General features: G+C 55.1%; 18 protein-coding genes and 1 pseudogene. 8 read left to right on the forward strand and 11 right to left on the reverse strand.

The genetic code is table 11. The features are described from left to right. Positions 1–382: 382 nt before the first annotated feature. From A4E19_11200 to tldD, 7 genes are all read right to left on the reverse strand, one after another. Positions 383–1354 (reverse strand): hypothetical protein, encoded by a 972-nt coding sequence (locus A4E19_11200; protein ID OQW29912.1) that lies wholly within the window; start codon positions 1352–1354, stop codon positions 383–385. Between the two features lie 92 nt (positions 1355–1446). Beyond that, the gene (locus tag A4E19_11205) at positions 1447–2304 is read right to left on the reverse strand and encodes a hypothetical protein (protein OQW29913.1); all 858 of its coding nucleotides are present in this window, start codon (positions 2302–2304) and stop codon (positions 1447–1449) included. A gap of 126 nt (positions 2305–2430) precedes the next feature. Beyond that, complete coding sequence (locus A4E19_11210) at positions 2431–2886, reverse strand: hypothetical protein (GenBank protein ID OQW29914.1); 456 nt, start codon at positions 2884–2886, stop codon at positions 2431–2433. A gap of 22 nt (positions 2887–2908) precedes the next feature. After that, a complete protein-coding gene (locus tag A4E19_11215) occupies positions 2909–3466 on the reverse strand; it encodes a phosphatidylethanolamine-binding protein (protein ID OQW29915.1) in 558 nt (185 codons plus the stop codon). 52 nt (positions 3467–3518) lie between these two features. Continuing rightward, a complete protein-coding gene (locus tag A4E19_11220) occupies positions 3519–4226 on the reverse strand; it encodes a hypothetical protein (GenBank protein ID OQW29916.1) in 708 nt (235 codons plus the stop codon). A gap of 116 nt (positions 4227–4342) precedes the next feature. After that, positions 4343–5719 (reverse strand): peptidase, encoded by a 1377-nt coding sequence (locus A4E19_11225; protein OQW29929.1) that lies wholly within the window; start codon positions 5717–5719, stop codon positions 4343–4345. Positions 5720–5800: 81 nt separating this feature from the next. Beyond that, positions 5801–7258 carry a metalloprotease TldD gene (gene tldD / locus A4E19_11230; protein ID OQW29917.1) on the reverse strand — a complete coding sequence of 486 codons (1458 nt, stop codon included), beginning with the start codon at positions 7256–7258 and terminating at the stop codon, positions 5801–5803. A 182-nt stretch (positions 7259–7440) separates the two neighbouring features. On the opposite strand from tldD, the gene A4E19_11235 reads away from it, so the two are divergent. The 7 genes from A4E19_11235 to A4E19_11265 all read left to right on the forward strand — a co-directional run bounded on the left by A4E19_11235 (position 7441) and on the right by A4E19_11265 (position 17333). Next, complete coding sequence (locus tag A4E19_11235; GenBank protein OQW29918.1) at positions 7441–8226, forward strand: isoprenyl transferase; 786 nt, start codon at positions 7441–7443, stop codon at positions 8224–8226. Positions 8227–8231: 5 nt separating this feature from the next. Beyond that, positions 8232–9122 (forward strand): hypothetical protein, encoded by an 891-nt coding sequence (locus A4E19_11240; protein OQW29919.1) that lies wholly within the window; start codon positions 8232–8234, stop codon positions 9120–9122. 22 nt (positions 9123–9144) lie between these two features. Further along, the gene (locus A4E19_11245; protein OQW29920.1) at positions 9145–10305 is read left to right on the forward strand and encodes a 1-deoxy-D-xylulose-5-phosphate reductoisomerase; all 1161 of its coding nucleotides are present in this window, start codon (positions 9145–9147) and stop codon (positions 10303–10305) included. A gap of 63 nt (positions 10306–10368) precedes the next feature. After that, on the forward strand, positions 10369–11760 hold the full coding sequence (locus A4E19_11250) for a hypothetical protein (protein OQW29921.1): 1392 nt from the start codon (positions 10369–10371) through the stop codon (positions 11758–11760). A gap of 7 nt (positions 11761–11767) precedes the next feature. Continuing rightward, a complete protein-coding gene (locus A4E19_11255) occupies positions 11768–13486 on the forward strand; it encodes a proline--tRNA ligase (protein ID OQW29922.1) in 1719 nt (572 codons plus the stop codon). A 203-nt stretch (positions 13487–13689) separates the two neighbouring features. Next, positions 13690–16008 (forward strand): hypothetical protein, encoded by a 2319-nt coding sequence (locus tag A4E19_11260; GenBank protein OQW29923.1) that lies wholly within the window; start codon positions 13690–13692, stop codon positions 16006–16008. Between the two features lie 101 nt (positions 16009–16109). Beyond that, on the forward strand, positions 16110–17333 hold the full coding sequence (locus A4E19_11265) for a hypothetical protein (protein OQW29924.1): 1224 nt from the start codon (positions 16110–16112) through the stop codon (positions 17331–17333). Positions 17334–17385: 52 nt separating this feature from the next. On the opposite strand, the gene A4E19_11270 is transcribed toward A4E19_11265, so the two are convergent. From A4E19_11270 to A4E19_11280, 3 genes and pseudogenes are all read right to left on the reverse strand, one after another. Continuing rightward, positions 17386–17784, reverse strand: coding sequence for a hypothetical protein (locus tag A4E19_11270; GenBank protein ID OQW29925.1), 399 nt, complete (start codon positions 17782–17784; stop codon positions 17386–17388). Positions 17785–17790: 6 nt separating this feature from the next. Continuing rightward, the gene (locus tag A4E19_11275) at positions 17791–18171 is read right to left on the reverse strand and encodes a hypothetical protein (GenBank protein OQW29926.1); all 381 of its coding nucleotides are present in this window, start codon (positions 18169–18171) and stop codon (positions 17791–17793) included. Positions 18172–18397: 226 nt separating this feature from the next. Then, positions 18398–19519, reverse strand: a pseudogene (locus tag A4E19_11280) (DEAD/DEAH box helicase). 621 nt (positions 19520–20140) lie between these two features. Between A4E19_11280 and A4E19_11285 the strand changes: the two are divergent. Further along, positions 20141–20434, forward strand: a complete 294-nt coding sequence (locus tag A4E19_11285; GenBank protein OQW29927.1) for a hypothetical protein — start codon at positions 20141–20143, stop codon at positions 20432–20434. A gap of 451 nt (positions 20435–20885) precedes the next feature. Here the strand turns inward: A4E19_11285 and A4E19_11290 are convergent, their stop codons facing one another. Next, a complete protein-coding gene (locus A4E19_11290) occupies positions 20886–21155 on the reverse strand; it encodes a hypothetical protein (GenBank protein OQW29928.1) in 270 nt (89 codons plus the stop codon). Positions 21156–21707: the final 552 nt, after the last annotated feature.

Here is a 21707-nt window from a genome sequence, read left to right on the forward strand (position 1 = left end):
ATTCCGCGCGGAGAATAAATCAGACCTTCCTTAACTGCTAGACCTGTAGCTATACGAAAATGGTGGATCATTGAGTCTCCACTTTTTCCCGATGTCAAAGTAAACGGCACAAAGCGCCATTTGCCCTGACGCTGATTTTCATGTTTACTCCACCCAGGCAAACCAGCAAGTAGCGAGCGAAACGCAGCACCAATCTGCTCGTGAGGGATATAATCCACGCAATCTAGGATTCTGGAAGCCAAATCCCTATGAGCGTTATCGAATTGATCTAACCAGCGATCGATTCTCTTTTCTGTAACTCCATGTCTATAGCTGGAAAAATCACTTAACCATCCTTCTACCCGATCGACATCTACTTCGGCTTCCCGCGGCCGAGGCGTTTTCATTTAAGCCTCCGACCTGCTTTTGCGATCCTGTCTCGTATCAAGATTGATAATTCCTCAAGCCTTGCCCAAAGCTCTTCTTGACCATAAAATTCTTCGACCTCCATCTGCTTGAGAACTGACTGAAGCTGGTCGATATTCTTCATTATTCGCTTTACCGTTTCGTGAATCTCGGCAGACTTGATCTCAAGATGACTCAATGATAACGAGTCATCTTCGGTAAATTCTTTTAACCGACGAGTAATTGTGTTGGTCTTACCTGCTTTTCGGGCATTGCTTATGTGCTGTTTCATCAACCGAAAATCTGTGACTGCCTTTATTCCTGCATTAGCCTGATATTTTTCCAACATCCGGTTAGTGAACTTGTTCTTACGAAACCAGTCCATCTTGTTCACGAGTCGATCAGTCCGAACGGCATACAACTCAATAAAGAAGTCAGCCTTGACCCTCTTTATTGGGTCAGGATCAAGCATCAAATCTTGATACTTTTTAGGATAAGAGAGTAACTTTTTACACCTAACAATAACCGCCTGGTCTAAGCCGGTCAAAGCTGCCAGTTTTTTGTCATTGGTTTCTTTGAGCTCATCCATTAGCACTTCGAGCTTTAGCGCCGATGGCATCAATTCCCAGTCTTCACGAAGTTGATGAATCTGGAACATGGTCACGATGTTTTGAGCACGCGTGGGCTCTGCCACCTCATTTACAGGAACAGTCTCGCGACCTAGTTCTTTGGCGCACCGCCAGCGCCTTTCCCCATCAAGAATCACGTACACATTGTCTGATCGCCTCTTAAAGACTGTGAGGGGAACCAAGATGCCAACTTTTTCAATCGACTCCCTCAGAATCTTCATGGGTTCCTTGTCAAAAAGAAGTCTAGGGTTATATGGATTGCGTATTAGCTCATCAGTCCTGATCGTCTTCACACCAATTGCGGTAGGCACCAAGGTATCTGCTCTTTTGTTATCGGTCATATTGCACCTCTATAGTGGCAACCTCTGTGGGAAGTTGCCCAAAAATCCACCGATGATGCAAGAATGTAAGCTTGTTGAGGCAGAGTATGTTGTTAATGCGAGGATGTTCTCCAAACCTTAGGCCTTAAGTTGGTGACACACAGTTCATAGTGGTTCCTTCTCGCACCTAAAAACCCTGCTACACTTCGTCGTGTCCGCATTCGCCTCATGCTCCATTTCGAGAATTCCTTACGTGCCTCGGAACAATCAGCATAACTCAAAACAAACTTCACACCTTTCTTGCTAATTCGCTCCAGAATCCTTCTAAGTGCTTTGATATCTTTTTCGGAAAAAAGCTGTTTGCCATACTCCACAAAAACCCGCCGATTACCTACCGCATACGGAGGGTCAAGATACACAAAATCACCCTTCTTGGCCTTGGCTAGAGTTTTTCGGAAATCCCAACTGACAAGCTCGGCACGGTGCAAAAGCGCTGCACATTTCTTCAGCTGTTCACTAGAAGGGATGGATCCTGATTTTACACCACCGTACGGAACGTTAAATTTCCCCTTACTATTGGTTCGATAAAGGCCGTTAAAGCAAAATCGGTTCAAGTAAATGAACCTAGCCGCTCTCATAATTGAACCAAGGCTAGCAGGGTCAGTTTCCCTCATCTCGTTATAATACAGCTTCCCCTTCGGCATCGAGGAAAGTGCATGACTCACACCTGTTGGACTTAAGCGAACAGTCTTTAGGGTAGTAATTAACTCGTCGTTTATATCGCCAAGAAGAGCACGTTTGGGTTGGATATGAAAGAAAAGCGCAGCAGAGCCAGCAAATGGTTCAACGTAGCGAGTATATTTGGGTGACCAGAACTGGCTGAGTCGAGGAATGTGTTGTTTTTTACTGCCCGCCCATCGCAAAAACGGCGGCACCGTTGATGTATCAATCTTTGTTTGGTCCTCTTTCATTAGTCTAGGTCATGAGAAACGGAGGCGGTCAATCATTGAATTCGGCGAAGTCTAGGAGTAAGTCAGCGGCTTGTCAAGAAACTGGCTTGATTGCTCAGGAGTGACGTGTTGCAGCGACAACACTAGCTATGTTTTCGAATTGATGGTCAGTGAGGAGTCTGAACCCTTGGCTTCGCTACCTTCTTCTTTAGCAGGTTTCTCTTCCTCCGGCACGTCGAACCACTGGACCAACATCTCTTCCCACCAGGCTTCGGTCACGTCCTCGCCCGGATCCATTCCCAGGAATGCTACGTCCTCACTCTTGATGCTGGAGCCGACGAGCTGCGGTTGGAATTTCGCCCGATTGATGACTTCCTTCGTGGCGTAGCCACCGATGATCCAGGAGTCGGGATCCGCGCGGCGGGACTTGTAGGCTTTCAAGCCGTGCTTGAGATACATGAAGATTTGTTGCTGGATCGGATCGGCGACGCCGGATTGAGGAAGGCTGAGGGTTTTCTCGATGCGTTTTCGCCAATGTCGATCATCGTAGCGCGACGTGATCAGCTGCAGCATTTTCTTTCCGAGGTCGGCGTCAAGCGGCATGGTAAAACATTCCGGTTCGTGCTTACTTGCGGCTGTACAGACCGGTGAACGAAGCCTTGGCCAGAGCATTCTGGTTGAGAAAGTACCCGACCATCGCGCCGGATGCCTCAGGCTTCAACGGCAGTTCGTCCACCTTCAATGCAAACACCGTAAAGATGTAGCGATGCGGCTTGTGACCCGGAGGAGGACAAGGTCCTCCGTATCCGGGCTGGCCAAAGTCCGTCATGCTTTGCATGCTGCGTTGCGGCGCGCCGGGACCGTCCGGCTTTCCTGCATCGGCGGCGAGTGCCGAAATATCCGGAGGAATGTTGAAGATAACCCAATGCCACCAGCCGCTGCCGGTCGGCGCATCGGGATCATAGACCGTCACGGCAAAGCTCTTGGTCCCCTTCGGAACGTTGGTCCAGCGCAATTCGGGGGACACATTGTCGCCCGTGCATCCAAATCCGTTGAAGACATGCGCCTTGCCGATCGTGCCCTTATGCTTGATGGTCGGGCTGGTGAGCTGCAACTCGGCGGCTGCACCGACGCCGGGAAGGAGTGCGATTGCAAACAGAATGCTGCACCAAGTGGCTCTCATAGCCCGCCCTCTTTCTATCAACGTCTCTGACTTTGATCTCCGGTCGCGCGGACTAGCCCAGATGTTGCTTGAAAAAAGCCTTGGCTCTGGTCCAGGCGTCTTTCGCGGCGTCCGGCCGATACACGGATGGGTCGGTGTCTCGGAAAAATGCATGGGGTGCGCCGGGGTAAGTCTTGATCTCGCCGACTTTCCCGTACTTCTTCAAGGCCGCCGCTAGTCGCTGAACGTCCGCTTTCGTAATCCAGCCGTCGTCTTCACCGTAGAGATACAATACCGGACAAGCCAGCTTCTGAATCGGCGTATCAGGATTGGGCACTTGGCCGTAGAACGGCACGGCTGCTTTGATCTCTGAGCTGACGCAGGGCAGCATCAGGGCGTAAGAGCCGCCCATACAGAACCCGGTCACGCCGATCTTCGTGGCATCGACCTCGGGGACCGACTTGAGATAGACCACCGTGGCATTCAAATCGGCGAGACCGTCCTCCTGTTTCAGGGTATTCATGAGCTTGCCGGCTTCTCCCGCATCCGTCGTGAGGGCATGCCCCAGCCGCGAGTAAAGATCCGGCGCGATCGCGACGTAGCCTTCCGCGGCATATCGTCTGGCGATCTCCTTGATATGGTCCGACAGACCCCACCACTCCTGGACGACGATAATGGCCGGTCGTCTATCGTTAGTTTGCGGGGCCGCCACGAAGGCCCGCATCGTCACCACTTTTCCACTCGGATACTGAACGGTCCTTTCTCGGAGGGATTCAGCCATGAGTCACCTCTGCGCTTTCGCGAGTGCCGAGCCATGAGTCCTGAGTGCTGAGTATTGTGCTTGAAGCACGAACCGAGACATTATCTCATTCCTTGTTCTTCTACTCAGCACTTTCCTTAATTGCCCGCCACCATCATCTCGGAAATCTTGAGCGTCGGGCTGGCAATTCTCCCTCGAAACACCAGATCCTTGCCGATCACTTCGATATCGTTAAGCATGTGCTTGAGATTGCCGGCAATGGTGATTTCTTCGACGGGATAGGCCAATTCACCGTTTTCGATCCAAAACCCGCAGGCGCCGCGCGAATAATCGCCAGTCACCATATTGATTCCGAATCCGATCAACTCAGTGACATAGAGTCCTTCCTTGACGGAACCGATAATTTCCTGCGGGCTCTTCACTCCAGGAACGAGATAGAAATTCGTCGGGCCGACGGAAGGGCTCTCCCCCACGCTCCGTGAGGCATTGCCGGTGGACGGCAGCCCCAGTTTCTTTCCGGAATAGGTGTCCAGCAGATAACTCTTCAGCACGCCACGCTCCACGATCGTGTTCTTACGCGTGGCCAACCCTTCGCCGTCAAACGGACGCGAACCCAGGCCGTCCAGCATCCGCCCGTCGTCGTACACCGTCATCAGATCGGACGCAATGACTTGGCCGAGTTTATCGAGAAGAAACGAGGCGCGTTTGTAGAGGCCGTAGCCGGACACGGCGCTGCATAGGTTGGCCAGCAGGCTCCCCGCCGTCTCCTGGTCGAATACCACTGGTACTCGCTTGGTCGCCACCTTGCGCGCTCCTAGTCTTCGGACGGCTCGCCTGGCCGCCTCCTCGCCGATCGATTCCGCGGAGGCCAACCGTGCAAATTTGCGCCGCACTTCGTACCATGCATCCCGCTGCATGGCGCCGGTTTCTGGCTCGGTGGCAATGGGGGAGACGGACAGTGAAAAGTTGGAACTCTTATAGGACCCGACGAATCCATGGCTGTTCGCCAACACTACTCGTCCGGAGGACGAATCGAACTCCGCACCTTCCGAATTCGTGACGCGTGGGTCTGCGGCAAACGCCGCAGCCTCGCCGCGTTTGGCCCAATCGATCTGCGTGTCCGTATCGAGCACGGTCCCATCATAGAGATCGAGATTCGGCAACTCCATGGCCATCTGAGCCGCATCGGGCAACCCCGACACGTCATCCTCCACCACCGCCTTGGCCAAGGTGCAGGTATCCGTCACGAGCCGATCGAGAGACTCGCGCGAGAAGTCGGACGTGGATGTGGTCGCCGATCGTTTGCCGACGAAGACGCGCAATCCCAACCGTTTCTCCCTTGCCTTCGTCAATCGGTCGACTGTGCCGACCCGTACTTGGACCGAGAAGGTCTCCCCATCGGCGACCACGATATCAGCCTCTGTCGCGCCGCAGACCTTCGCACGCGCCAGGACATCGGCAGCCAATTGGGCGTACCCGTCGGCAGGCTCTGAAGTCGGATGGGTCTGAAGCATCATCGCGCTACCTCGAGAATCATCCGCCATGCGCCAATCGTTCTTATGATCGATCGACGAACGTTGACCATGAACGTCCTTCTATCTCTGGGTACCGCCGACCGTAATTTCGTCGATTCTGATGGTCGGCAAACCGACCCCAACCGGCACCGATTGGCCGTCCTTCCCACAAGTTCCGATGCCGTTGTCGAGTTTCAAGTCATGTCCCACCATCGAGACCTTGGTGAGGATCTCCGGCCCACTCCCGATCAACGTGGCCCCCTTCACCGGCTTGGTGATCTGCCCGTCCTCAATGAGGTAGGCTTCACTGGCAGAAAACACGAACTTCCCGTTGGTGATATCCACCTGCCCACCGCCGAACGAAACGGCATACAATCCCTTTTTCACGGATCGGATGATATCTCGGGGATCCGACTCACCGGCCAACATGAAGGTATTCGTCATGCGAGGAAGGACCACGCTTTGATAATTCTCACGCCGACCGTTACCGGTCAGGGGAATGCCCATGAGACGGGCGTTGAGCTTATCGGTGATATAGCGGCGGAGGATGCCCTTTTCGATGAGTGTCGTGCAGCTGGTGGGCGTGCCCTCATCATCCATATTCAACGAGCCGCGGCGAAACGGAAGAGTTCCGTCGTCGACGATCGTGCAGACGTCCGACGCCACACGTTTCCCTACCAAGTTCGAGAAGGCCGATGTTTTTTTCCGGTTAAAGTCCGCTTCCAGGCCGTGCCCGATCGCCTCGTGCAATAGGATACCGGGCCACCCGCCGGCCAGAACCACCGGCATGACCCCGGCCGGAGCATCCACGGCGGATAAGTTCAGGATCGCTTCTCTCGCCGCTTCCCGCGCATAACTCAAATGTCGATCGTCCTCGCGGTAGTATTCGAACCCAACCCGGCCGCCCCCGCCGAAGCTCCCGACCTGTCGATTGTCATGGTCCTCGGCAATACAGGTGATCTGCAGCCGGGACAATGGTTGAACGTCGCTGACCAGCGACCCGTCGGAGGTCGCCACTACCACCACCTTGTACTCCGTGTTAAAGGATGCCATCACGTTCTTGATCCGGGGATCGTATCGCCTGGCTTCGGCATCAATTTCATTCAACAGCGCCACACGATCAGCCGTCGCAACCTCGGCCTTCGCCCGTTCGATGGGATACAGATCTCGGGTCGGTCGGCGCTGGACGGGCACCGGAACGGGTGCGCCTCCCCGGGGGGAGTTGGCGATGTACCGTGCCGTATCGGCCGCGCTCTCCAGATCCTTCTTCGTCAATTCATCCGAGTAGGCAAACCCGGTTTTTTCACCTGCGGTCGCCCGGACCCCGACTCCTTGGGATACGCTCTTGGCGGCACGTTTGACGATCCCTTCCTCCATCGAAACCGATTCCGAAGTGCGGGATTCGAAATAGAGGTCCGCATAATCAACGTCCCTCACGTTCAATCGGTCGAGCGCGTGCTGCGCCTCGACTTCCGTGACACCGAATCTGCTCAGCGGGACCGGCTCCAGCATACGTCGGATTTCCTCCTCGCCATCCATCTGATGATAGGCGAGTATAGCCCATTCATTTCCGTAGCCGCAATGCGCTGGATCCTATCATCACGTCAATTTACGTAGTTCCTGAGTTGATCTTAGTTATCGTTGACATTCCGTACCCCCGCCAGTAGACTTTCCCCACTTTTCTCTCATGTTGGACATTGAGGAGCAGACTCTAGGTCCGTATGGCACACCACCCCCCTTCGAGTTTTGAGCACCTGTCCGAAACCGAACTGACCGCTAAGTTGGAGCCGGACCTGCTCCCGAAACATGTCGCGGTCATCATGGACGGCAACGGTCGTTGGGCGGAACTGCGAGGTCTCCCGCGCATCGCAGGCCATCGTGAAGGGATCAATTCCGTCAGAGAGATGATCACCCTCTGTCTGGAACTCGGCATCCATGCGCTGACCATCTATGCGTTTTCGCAGGAAAATTGGAAACGGCCGACCCAGGAAATCAGCGCGCTCATGGGACTCTTGGAGCATTATCTTTCCACGGAACGGACCAGCTTGATCGAACAAGGCGTATGCTTCCGCGCCATTGGTCGCCACGAGTTGCTGCCTCCGTCGGCTCAACACTGGGTTCACACGACCGAAAAAGAAACGGCGCATCTCGACAAGCTGATCCTGACGGTCGCCCTCAGCTATGGCGGACGTGCAGAGATCGTCGATGCGGTCAAGGCACTGATTGAGGATGTCCGGACAGGAACCGTCCAACAGAGCCATATCGACGAAACCACGATCCAGCAGTATCTCTACACCCATCCGCTCCAGGATCCGGACTTATTGATTCGAACGAGCGGAGAAACCAGGATCAGCAACTTTCTTCTGTGGCAGCTGGCCTACACGGAGTTGTGCTTCACCCCGACCTTGTGGCCTGATTTTCGGCGACGGGAGTTCCTCTTGGCACTGATCGAGTATCAACGGCGGGAGCGCCGCTTCGGGCGCGTGCTGAGCACCGTGCCGTCGTAACCCTTGTGGGATATCCACTCACCATCAAAGCGATCGCCCACTGCTCGACATCCGTGACCACCCCACCCACACGCCCCCGACAGTTCGATCGCCGGCGTCTTTATACGGCCGCGGTGCTGATCCCCGGGGTCTACGTCATTATCGTACACCTTGCTCCATGGGCCTTGACGCTGCTGTTGGTAGCCGTCGGGTCCATTGCGTTGCTGGAGTTCTACCACATCTGTTTTCAAGCTCGGTTCAACCGTCTCATCGTCGGAGTCGGACTTGCCGCGTTTGTCTTGGTCGTCGCCCGCGATCACCTGTCGCTTGCCTTGGTGAATCTTCTGGCGGCCTCGGCACTCGTCGGATCCATTGCGGTCTCCTTATTGTCCGGCGAGGCGAATTCTCGAGTGAAAGATAGCCTGATCCTCCTCTTCGGTGTCCTATATGTTGGCGTCCCCCTGAGCACTGTGGTATCGACCCGTTCGTTGCCGGATGGCGAATTTCTCGCGCTGTTTCTGGCGATCGTCACATGGGCCTCCGATACCGGCGCCTACTACACCGGAACCTTATGGGGCAAACACCCGCTCTTGCCGTCGATCAGCCCCAAGAAGACCATCGAGGGAGTCCTCGGAGGTCTCGCACTGGCCATAGGAGCCGCATTATTGGCTCAGTGGTGGTTCGCCGCGCGGCTTACACCGTCAGATGCGTTGATTCTTGGTGTGCTGCTGACGGGAACGGGTCTTCTCGGAGACCTGTTCGAATCGTCCATCAAACGAAGAACGGGTGTTAAGGATTCCGGTGGCATCCTGCCGGGCCATGGCGGGATGCTGGACCGCATCGATAGTCTCTTGTTCACCGCCCCCGCCTTCTACTACTATGTCGCCTGCGTTCGCGGCCTGTCACCGCCTCTATAAAGAAGATGCGAGAGGAGAGGATATGAAGTCGATTATCATCTTGGGATCGACCGGATCGATCGGAACCAATACGCTCGACATCGTGCGGCGCTTTTCGGATGAATTCCGCGTCGTCGGACTGACGGCGGGAGGTAACGTCGACAAGCTCGAATCGCAGATCCGCGAATTCCGACCCGAAGCCGTGGCGGTCTCCACGGAATCTTCCGCAGCGGTGCTCCGAAGCCGGTGTGCCGATCTTCCGGTTGAGATCCTGGCCGGTGAAGAAGGCATCACACAGGTGGCCTCGATGCCGAATGCCGAACTGGTGATTTCCGCCATCGTGGGAGCGGCCGGGCTCGTCCCGACCTTGGCCGCCATCCGCAGCGGAAAACACATTGCCCTCGCCAATAAGGAGCCGATGGTGATGGCAGGTAAGCTGATGCAGGATGAAGCCCGGAAACATAGCGTCAGGATTTTTCCGGTCGACAGCGAACACAGCGCCATCTTTCAGTCATTGGAAGGACATCGGATTGAAGATGTTCGGCGACTGATCCTCACGGCGTCCGGTGGAGCGCTCTGGACGCTGGCCCAGGAGGAACTCCAGAGCGTGACACCGGAACGGGCTCTGCAGCACCCCAATTGGAAAATGGGTTCCAAGATCACCATCGACTCGGCCACGTTGATGAACAAAGGATTGGAAGTGGTGGAAGCCCGATGGCTCTTCGACATTCCCGAGTCCAATATCGACGTGCTGGTTCATCGAGAAAGCATCATTCATTCTTTGGTAGAATACAAAGACCGTTCCATGATCGCCCAACTCGGACTCCCGGACATGCGAACCCCGATCTCGTACGCGATGCGACATCCCGCCAGAATGAGCTTGGATCTTCCCTCACTGGATTTGACGGAGATTGGACATTTGACCTTTTGCAAACCCGACCATGATCGCTTTCCTTGTCTCAATCTCGGGTACGAATCGCTTCGAATCGGCGGTACGATGCCCGCCGCGATGAACGCGGCGAACGAAATCGCGGTCGAGGCATTCCTCAATCACGGCCTTCGCTTCTGTGAAATCCCGCAGGTCATTCGGAGTACGATGGAAGCGCATGTTCGTCGAGAGATTACTCGCTTGGATGACGCACTGGAAGCGGATCGATGGGCCCGGGAGAAGGCCGAATCGTTGGTACATGCGTTACCTCGCTAACGATTGTTTGCATTTCACGCGGCGAGTGTTAGAGTAAGAAGTCTTACACGACAGGGAGTTCCGATGACGTCCGTACTTGCCTGGTCCCCCGATACGTTGTGGCTGCTCCTCCAGAAAGCTTGGTGGTTCCTTGTAGTTCTGGGCGTGCTTGTCGCCTTCCATGAGCTCGGCCATTTTCTCGCCGCCCGCTGGGTCGGAGTCAAAGTCCTGAAATTCTCCATCGGCTTCGGTCCGAAGTTGTTCGGCCGGCAAGTCGGTGACACCGAATACCTCGTGTCCGCCGTCCCGCTGGGCGGCTATGTCAAATTGTTCGGAGAGGATGAGACGGAAGCTGCGACACCCGACGATCGTCGTCGATCGTTTTCGCACCAGGGCCTTTGGGGAAAGGTCTTGATTGTGGCCGCAGGTCCCGGCTTCAATTTCATCCTGGCCTATCTGATCTTCGCGGGATGGCTCTCGACGGGAGCGCCGCTTCCGGTCCCGACCTTTCGAGATCTCAGCGCCGACATCGAGGCACTTGTGCCCGACTCTCCCGCATCGCTGGCTGGATTGGAAGTCGGAGACCGCATCGTCAAGGTCAACGGCAAAGACATCTCGACCAAGACAGAACTCCTGGACCTTGTCTCCAAGAGCAACGGCCAACCAGTCTCGCTCGAAATCCGACGGGACGGTCAACTAAAAACACTCACGGCGACGCCCGTGAAGATCACCGCAGAGGGAGTCAGCGAAGACGAACCCCTGTATACAATCGGCATCGAAGAAACACCTCCCGTGGTCACGTCGGTCATGCACGGATCACCGGCAGCCGCAGCCGGAATCCAACCGGGCGATCGCGTGCTCGCGATAGAAGGACAAACCATTTATACCTGGGCCCAGATGACCACCCAAGTGAGAGAGCATCCTCAGAAATCATTACGATTTGAAGTGCTTCGCGACGGAAAACGCACCGCCTTGACGATCACGCCGGCCAGTGAAAAAGTAACCGTGAACGGACAGACCATCGAAGTGGGGAAAATAGGAATCTCCGGCCCGGGCCGCTCGATGATGCGTTCCGACAATCCTGCAGAGGCCGTCTATCAAGGGTTGGAGGCCACATGGGGATGGACCGAGCTGACGGCGATCGGTCTTTATAAAGTCGTGGTAGGGGACATTTCGAGCAAGAACATCGGCGGACCGTTGACCATCGCGAATATCTCCGGTGAGGCGGCCTCTCAGGGCGCCTCCAACGTCGTGTTCTTGATCGCCATCCTGAGCATCAATCTCGGCGTCCTCAATTTACTTCCGATCCCGATCCTCGACGGTGGCCACTTGCTCTTTTTCTTGATTGAAGGCATTCTGCGCAAACCACTGGGCGAACGACAACGGGAAGTCGCTCAACAGGTCGGGTTGGTGTTATTGGTCGGCGTCATGATCTTCGCCTTTTGGAATGATCTGGAACGCATCTTCTCCCGCTAGACCTTTCATGAAAACCTCACAGTTACTTATCCCAACCCTACGGGACGATCCCGGCGAAGCGGAAACCATCAGTCACCGGTTGATGCTGCGCGCCGGCTTGATCCGAAAGGTTGCGGCGGGAATCTACACCTATCTCCCATTGGGGCTCCGCGTCATACGCAAGATCGAGCAAATCATCCGGGAGGAGATGAACCGCGCCGGCGCGCAAGAACTGCTGATGCCGATCGCCTCCCCTGCTGAATTATGGAAGGAGACAGCCCGCTGGGACTACTACGGGAAAGAGCTGTTGCGGTTCAAGGACCGTCACGAGCGCGATTTTTGCCTTGGTCCGACGCACGAAGAAGTCATTACCGATCTCTTCAGACGAGAAGTACGGTCCTATCGCCAACTTCCGCTCAATTTTTATCAAATCCAAACGAAATTTAGGGATGAGATTCGCCCGCGCTTTGGGCTGATGCGGGGGCGCGAATTCATCATGAAGGATGCGTACAGTTTCGATGTCGATGAAACCGGCGCCAAGGTCAGTTATCAGAACATGTACGATGCCTACAGCCGAATCTTCACCCGATGCGGACTTACCTTTCGAGCGGTTGAAGCGGACACGGGTCTCATCGGGGGGGACGTCTCGCACGAGTTCATGGTTCTGGCTGAGACCGGCGAAGCCACGGTGGCGTACAGCGACCGGGGCTCTTACGCTGCGAATCTTGAACGGGCCGAAGTGCTTGCCCCATCCGACGTCGATATGACCCCCCTTCGCCCCATGACTTCGATCGCCACGCCGCAGCGCCGGACGGTGGAGGAAGTGACAGCCTTTTTGCAGATTCCCTCTCGTCAACTCGTGAAAACCCTGCTGTACCGGGCCGGGACTGAAACGGTGGCCTTGTTGATCCGCGGAGACCATGACGTAAACGAGGTGAAATTGGCGCGGCTCCTCAAGGTCACGGACGTGGTATTGGCCGATGCTGACACGGTTCAACAGGTCACAGGAGCGCCGGCAGGATTTGCGGGGCCCGTCGGCCTGCGGCATGTACGAATCCTGGCGGATCATGCCATCAAAGGAATGCGGAACGTGGTCATCGGCGCCAATAAAGCCGACACTCATTATCGGGACGCCAATCTCGATCGCGATTTCACGGTTGAACGGTTTGCCGACCTTCGCAATGCGCAAGCCGGCGACCCGTCACCCCGCGGGCCAGGTGTGCTCACGCTCGCCAAAGGAATCGAAGTCGGACAGGTATTTCTACTCGGCACCAAATACAGCGACAAAATGAACGCCACCGTCCTCGACGATCAAGGCAAGGAGCGTCATGCCATCATGGGGTGCTATGGCATCGGCGTCGGCCGGACCGCGGCTGCGGCGATCGAGCAAAATCACGATGGCAAAGGCATCATCTGGCCGTTCCCCATTGCACCGTTCCATATCCACCTCCTGACGGTCAGCCAATCGGAAAAGACGACCGAAGCCGCTACCCGTCTCTATACCGACTTGGCGGCGGCGGGTCTCGAAGTATTGTGGGACGATCGTGCCGATCGCGCCGGAGTCAAGTTCAACGATGCCGATCTCATCGGCGTTCCGTTCCAGGTCGTCGTCGGCGACAAAGGCCTCGCGGACGGCCTCGTGGAGGTCAAAATTCGCCGAACCGGAATTAAATCCCGCATCGCGCTCGGAGACCTTGTCGCCCATTTGAGGATGCTTTCCACCGAAGCCGATGCATCCATCACGTGATTCATGCCTCAGTTTCCGACTGACTATCGCCGCGCATTTCACTGAAATCAGCCCGCAGAAAACGGCTTTTCCTTGCCTTCCCAAGTCATTGGGTTAAACTAAAAACGATTCGGAACCCGGGGAATTGTTGGTAACGAGGCTTCTCCTGGATCCAACGCACAGCCGGATTCGTACACGTCTCGATTTAGAGAGCACACAATCGGATGCACGCCAAGCCGATGTCTCAGAATGTCCAGGAACTGCAGCACAAAGTCGAGCACGCTGAGCATGTCAAACGCATCACGATCCAAATCCATGCAGCCAGCAATCTCGATCACATCCTCCTTGACCTGCACAAAGATATCCTCGGTCTGTTCGACGCGGAAGATCTGACATTGTTCGCCTTCGATTCAGAAAAGAAGGAAATTTTCTCCAAAGTTCCACACATCGACAGCGTGGAAGAGGTCCGCATTCCGATCACGGAGCAGAGCCTCGCCGGTTTTTGCGCCAAATACCTCCGGCCTGTGAATATCGCCGACGCATACAACCTCGCCGAACTCCGGACGATCCATCCATCACTGCTCCACGACACATCCTACGACAAGCGCACCGGCTTCAAGACGAAGCAAGTTCTGACCTACCCGATCGTCGCCGACAATAAATATTTGATGGGAGTGCTCCAACTGCTCAATAAGAAGAGCGGGATCCGGTTCACCCGAAAGGATGAAGAAGCCGTCGATGAAATCGCAAAAGCGCTCGGGATTGCGTTCTTCAACCTCAAGAAGACCTCCAAAAAGAATCCCACCAAGTTCGATCTCTTGGTGAGCACCAACCGGGTCTCTCAGAATGACCTCGACCAGGCCATCGTCGAGTCTCGAAAAGGGATGAGCGATCTGGAGAGCATTCTGATCGAAAAATACAAAGTCCCCAAGCTCGATATCGGTCGATCACTCGCCCAATTCTATAAGTGTCCGTACATCGAGTACAGCGAACGCACCATCGTCGACGTGGAACTGCTGAAGAACCTCAATGTCGACTACCTGAAGAAGAACCATTGGATGCCGCTCAAGCGGGACCGCACGGCAATCGAGATTCTGACCGACGATCCGGGTGATCTTGATCGCGTTCAAGACATCAAACGGACGTTTCCGGGCCTCAACATTCGGTTCGCCGTCAGCCTCCGCCGCGACATCGCCCAATTCCTGAGTTCTGCGACCGGACAGAGTGACAGCAGCGGCGGACGCAAACTCGATGAAAACGTGTCCGACATTCTCGGCGAACTCGTCACCGAAGCCCAAGCCGAGGCGATGGAGGACTCCTCCGCAGCGGGGCTCGACGAAAACGACAGCGCGATCGTCCGTCTGGCCAACCAGATCATTGCCGATGCCTACCGCCAAAACGCCTCGGATATTCACATCGAGCCGTATGGAGAAAAGCGCGAAACCCTGGTCCGTTTCCGAGTCGACGGGGAATGTTTCGAATACATGAAAATTCCGCAGAGCTACCGGCGGGCGATCGTCTCGCGACTCAAGATCATGGCCAGTTTGGACATCGCCGAACGGCGTAAACCCCAAGACGGCAAGATCAAATTCAAGCTCTCGGAAACGAAAGAGATCGAGCTGCGTGTCGCGACTCTTCCCACGTCCGGATACAACGAAGACGTGGTCATGCGTATCCTGGCGGCGAGTGAACCCTTGCCCCTCGATAAAATGGGGTTTTCGGAACGGAACCTCAAAGTGCTCAAGGAGATTTCAGAAAAACCCTATGGCATCATTTTGTGCGTCGGACCGACCGGCTCCGGAAAAACCACCACGCTGCACTCCGTTCTGGGGAATATCAATACCCCGGACATCAAAATATGGACGGCTGAAGACCCGGTCGAAATTACGCAGTACGGCCTGCGTCAAGTGCAGGTTCAACCGAAGATCGGTCTCACGTTTGCCGCTGCGATGCGGGCATTCCTCCGGGCCGATCCCGATGTCATCATGGTGGGAGAAATGCGGGATAAAGAGACGGCAGACACCGGCATCGAGGCGTCGTTGACCGGCCACTTGGTATTGAGCACACTCCATACCAACAGTGCCGTCGAAACGGTCACGCGCCTGCTCGACATGGGCTGCGATCCATTCAGTTTTGCCGATGCCATGCTGGGGGTACTTGCACAACGGTTGGCTCGCCGAATCTGCAAAGACTGCAAGGAGCAGTACATCGGCACCAAAGAAGAGTATGAAGAACTCCGCCTCGGATACGGAGCGGACTATTGGGATAAGCTCGACATCAAACTGGACAATACATTCAGACTCTCCCGTGGGAAGGGCTGCGAGACCTGCAACCGGTCCGGTTTTAGGGGGCGCGTCGCCTTGCACGAATTGCTCTTGGGAACCGATCAAATGAAGCGGATGGTCCAACAAAAGGCACGTACCGAAGATATGCTGAAAACCGCACTCGAAGAAGGGATGACGACGCTCGTGCAAGACGGCATTCAGAAAGTTTTGCAAGGCCACACGACCTACAAAGAAGTGAAAGCGGTCGCCATCAAGTAGTTCGTTCCACTTACCCAAGACCACCCGCGCTCGGGAATCAGATCCCTTTTACTCCTTATCACAACCAGGTAGAATGCGGCGCCCAATACGGAGACCTTACCATGCGGATCAGATCGTTTTTCCTGGCCTCATTGGCCCTTCTTGCGGGATGCGAATCCACCGACCGCGTCCTCACGAACGCTGAACGAGTGCTCGGCAGTCGCACAGGGAGGACCGTCCTTGACATTGCCACCGGCAAAGATCCCAAGCACATCCTTAAAGAGCGCGTCGACGCCTATCAACGCAACCCCGAGGCCGTGATCAGGGACCTGCGGACGATTCAACGGGATTTCAACACACTCATGACCGCGCTGACGGGCCGGGTGAAACAAACGTGGGGCGAGAAGGAAGTGCGGGTGCCCGAACAGAAAAAATACGTAAAATACACGCAGAACTATATGAGCCGGACCATCGTCGACTTCGACAATGGATCGATCGTAGTAGAAACATTGGATGACAAAGCTCCGAAGGAGAGTTTGAAGAACGCGATCATCACGACGTTGCTCACGCCGGACGATCCACGCTCCGTCGATCTGTTTTCCGATAAGCCGATCAAGCTGACCAGCGACCGGCCTCCGTATTTATTGGGTTTGGTGCTGGATCAACAGGGACAACCGATTCGCACCCCGGCTCAAGCGGAAACGTTTGCCGCCTCGACGCTCGACGGCGCGCAAACCAGAACGGTGGACCAGAATGGGACGACCAAACAAGCACTGCTCGTCGACATCAAGATGGTCGCGAATTTTTCCAACCGACAGGCGGACAAATATCGGGCGACCGTCGCCAAATTCGCTGAACAATTCAAAATCAGTTCAAGCCTCATTTTTGCCGTCATCAGAACGGAAAGCAACTTCAATCCCTTTGCGGTGAGTTCCGCCCCGGCCTACGGCTTGATGCAGCTGGTTCCGACCAGCGGAGGCCGGGATGCCTATCGGAGAGCCAAAGGGAAAGATACGATTCCCTCACGCGAGTATCTATTCGACCCCGAGAATAACATCGAGCTCGGCAGCGCCTATCTCAACGTCCTGTCGTATAATCTGCTCGAGCAGATCGATAATGAAGTCTCGAGGGAATATTGCGTAATCTCAGCCTACAACACAGGACCTCGCAACGTCTTTAAAACATTCGCCAGCGACTCCATCGCAGCTTTGAATCATATCAACAGCCTCGAACCACCGGCCGTCTATGACCGATTGCGCACGAACCTCCCATACCAGGAAACGAGGGATTATCTCGTGAAGGTCGTTACCTTCCGCAAGCAATTCGTCCCTCTACGCGAAGATTAAGTGCTTCCTCGGCTCGGGTCCTATCGGAGCATCATCTTTCAAACGTAGGAAGTCAGGCGACAAGAGGCTGGCCAGACCGGGACTGGTGGGTCATGAAAGCTTGGAGGTGCTTATTATCGTTTGGCGACAGTCCTTCGAACTCGACTCCATAGGTGTGTTCTTTTCCCCATCGAACCGTGGCGGCTTCGATAAACATTGATGCCCCCTGATCGGGCAATCGCAAACGCATGGCAATTCGGTCGCCCGGCGTGATCACGGCTTCGGTCATCACGCGCGCCCCCTTTGCCGATACGTCATAGACGATCCCCAACCCCTGTTCGCCCCCTCCTTTCCTCAACAAACCCACCCTGGCGAAGGAACAGGGAAAAGGCGCCGACACCCGTACACGAGGGTGCTTTCGCAATTGCGGAATACTCTGTCTGGTGGCGGACTGGCCGTCTCGATCATCCATGATCCGTTATTCTTTCTCTGGGTCCGAGGCTTCCATATACTCGGTGAGCTGCCTAAACGATGACTCAGAAATCCTCCTGAACGCAAGCCCATGGAATTGATGGTTCGTCCAGCACACGGTGGCCACCGCCACCTCCGCCGGAGGAATACCTTTGGCCAATCGCAGCGCAAGGGAAACCTGCTCGCCCGGCTTGATCGACGCCTCGGTACTCACGCAAACACCATGCTGGGACAGATCGTAGACCAGCCCAACTTCCCTGATTGGTTTTCGAAACCACCATCTGATTCCGAGCGGTGAAAGGGAACAGCTGAATGGCCTCGGAATACGTACTCGGGGATGCTGCCGCGCCTTGGTTCGTGCCGCGTCTGACTGCTGAAACAGCTGCATGTCGATCCACCTCGTGAAGGACACTGTATCTCACGAGGCGGATTCTAAGAACTATTTTTTCATTTTATGTAGGGATCGTTGTGGCCTCGCGAAACGATGATGGTTCGACACGGGACTTTCTCGCGTGGCGGAAGGAATGGGGTCGGGAACGCATCGCCGGACTCGACGAATGTTCATTCCGTCGAACACCTTCACGGGATGGAGCAGTTGCCGGAGAAGGAGCCTCGCTTCCGGGAGCGAGCGGGACTGCATGGCCCAACAGACGCTCGATGTCCCGCAGTTGACGCTGGTCTTCAGATGTCACAAAGCTCGTCGCACGACCGGTGGTCTTCATCCGTGCGGTACGACCGATGCGATGCACATAATCTTCAGGACAATTGGGGAGGTCGAAATTGATCACATGACCGATGTTCGCGATGTCGATCCCTCTGGCGGCAATATCCGTCGCCACCAACACACGGAAAGTTCCGCGTCTGAACCCTTCCAAGGCGGCGCGTCTCTGCGACAGACTGCGGTCTCCATGCAATACGGCCACTCGATGGCCCGCACGGCCTAGTAGGCGTCCCACCCGATCGGCACGGTGCTTGGTCTTAGTGAACACCAGCGCAGTCCCCTGATCGGCCCCCAAGAGAGATAACAGAAGATCGGGTTTGCCGACATGGGATGTGTAACGCACCGCCTGCGTGACCCCCTCGGCCGTCGTCGCAGATGGAGCGACCATTACACGCACCGGACTGTTCACGCTGGCTTGGACCAACCGAGCCAAGTCCGCCGGCAAGGTAGCCGAAAAAAGAAGCGTCTGTCGCTGTTCCGGCAAAGCATCGAGTATCTGATTGATTTGCGGAGCAAAACCCATGTCCAACATCCGATCCGCTTCATCCAACACCAATATCCTTATGGACGACAATAGGATCGTGCCGTTCCACATGTGATCGAGAAGACGCCCCGGTGTCGCGACCACGATGTCCGGTCGCTGCCGCAAGCCCCGCACTTGAGCTTGCATATCCGCGCCTCCAACGATGACCGTTGCCGACACGCGCCGACTCCGCCCCAACTTCTCGATTGTCGTCAAGATCTGCGATGCCAGCTCTCGCGTGGGCACCAGGATCAACGCTTGAGGCTGCCCTTTCTGAAGAGCTGCAAGCCGCTCGATGATTGGGATAACGAAGGCGGCGGTCTTCCCGGTCCCGGTCTGGGCACATCCGATGACATCCCGCCCCGCAAGCGCAGGGGGGATGGCACGTTCTTGAATGGGAGTCGGTGAGGAGAAGCCGAAATTCGCTAAGTCGTGCAACAGTGCTTCGGACAAGCCGAGAGCGTGAAAACCTACGGTAACAGACGTATCCACTACAAATATCCTTTCAGTATGATCGCATGATGACGGGATCAGAGAACCGAGGGGAGAAACAACCTGGCGGGGTGCCACTCCAAACTGGACCTGGTCGCGATGCGATCGCGAAGTCCGTTATGATTTGGACACATCACTCACCGGACCAGTACGAGTGAAATGTAGTGTCACTCTACAGTATGACACGCCCCACGTCAACCTGTTCTTCATTCGGGACGAGAAAACAGATCACGACACACTGACCATGACCACCTTGCCGTCTATCCTTCATCAATCATCTATGGGAGTCCATCGTGAGATTTGACGCCTTAACAAGATACATGGTATGAAATAGAAAGTTCTCTAGGCTATTGTCCTCTCCGCGCACTTCCCGTACCAAATCTCAGTTTAGCGCAATAGTCTGTCGTATCCCGTTCTGCTGGTCTTCTTCGTCAGGTATGCCTCCGACGAGAACTTATCTCCGCGCAGAAAGAATTTCTATGGGTCTAGCATCAGTTTGGAAAAGCCGCAAAGCAAAAACTAAAAAGTTCACCACCGTATCGCGCGTCCATGTCATTCGACACATACACAGTGGAAGATCGGCGGGCTAATTATCCTTAACCTGCGAGAGGGAACGCACCTATGAGTCGCATTAACCTAGATCCACTTCTGACCTTTCCGGACGGGTCGCATTTGGTGATCAGCACACAGTGCGCAATTGGCGGAGATTTCTCCTGCGCTTTGTACAAAGCTGTGGTTAAGAAAGACGACCACGCGGCGTTCCACGTCATCTCGAGCCACTTTGCAGGTGCAACCTGTATGAGCGCCCAAGAATACGCCTACAGTTACGCGCTCCGTCTCTATCCCAGTTCGGCTGAAACAATGAAAAAACCTCCGTACCTCATTTGGCCGGGGCCACACTCCTCCCTTGCATAATATCGATTCGCCCACTGACGACTATGGCATCACAATCCATGGGCTCCCGCCTGGTCATCTCAACCGACGCTATTCTGTTGCCTTTCTCGGCAAGTCGTTTCAACTTCACCACCTCGTGGACTGCCCATCAGCATCCCCTTATGCTCAGGAACTCTCTTGAACCACGCGACATAACTGTCATCGCATCGGCCTTCCTAGAGACGCCTTTACACCTTTACACCGGAAATCAGAGCCGAGGATGAATCACTGGCAGAATCTCCTTACGCTTTTGCAGATCTTCACGCATGACTTGATTGCCGGTGTGACCGATTTCAGTCCAAAGATTTGAAATTGCTCCCTTGAATCTAAGAGTCTCCTTCGGACGACAGTACGTCGGTCCGACCTTCCCTGCTGAATGACGGCACAATTCTTCTCCCTAACTGCTTTGGCTCTTGTCCTACGATCGAGGCGCTTAGTGCTTTTCAGTCGCCGGCCGCCCGAGCCAATTGACAAAGGCCAGCATAACCACACTCAGGAGAATGAAACCCACCCCGCCGCTGGGAAGGTACCCCCAATTGAGACTGTGGGGCCAGATCGGAAGCGCGCCTAAGAACAACACGACTGCGATGATCACAAGAGTACGCATCGCTCTCTCCTTTTGTTTACCCATCCAACGCCAACGCATGCTCAACCATTCCATGACCGTACACTTCATTCGTGTAAAGTCGCGTATGCCCACCATGCATTGATGGCTTATCCTGCTCCATTACCTTTCGTGGTCGCAGTAGGTTTGATGCGACCGCGGTGTCTCTCGGAAAGTCCCAAAGGTCGTGACCCTTCTCTCTCTTTGGGCAAGCTTTTCTTAGGGCTTACGATCTCACGAGCCACCAGAATCCAAAGGCGATGACCGCAAGCGCCCCACCGAATGCATACCAGTCGAGCTTTTGCCTCGTTCTGTATCTCATGTCTATCTCCTTTTACGACTTTGGAGCGGCTAACCGTTGTCGGCTCAGCCTCGTGGGTGTCCGTTTCACGATTGACCCACCGGTAAGGTGCGGAAAACACACCTGCTCTCGAATTTTTCTATTTACTACGGCACTGCCTAGTTTGATGACACGCGTTATTCGAGGGCCTCGAAGACTGAGAATCAGACGCGCTGGGAAGGAGAGGAATGCGCGAAAGATGGGACAGCCGACGTTGAGTTGAACGCCACGTCACACCCTATAGACCACTACCGTTGCTGTCAACCCATCGGAGAGGGACGGTGATGTCAAGCCGCGTGTGTAAATTGACG

The organism is Nitrospira sp. SG-bin1 (assembly GCA_002083365.1).
Lineage (GTDB): Bacteria > Nitrospirota > Nitrospiria > Nitrospirales > Nitrospiraceae > Nitrospira_D.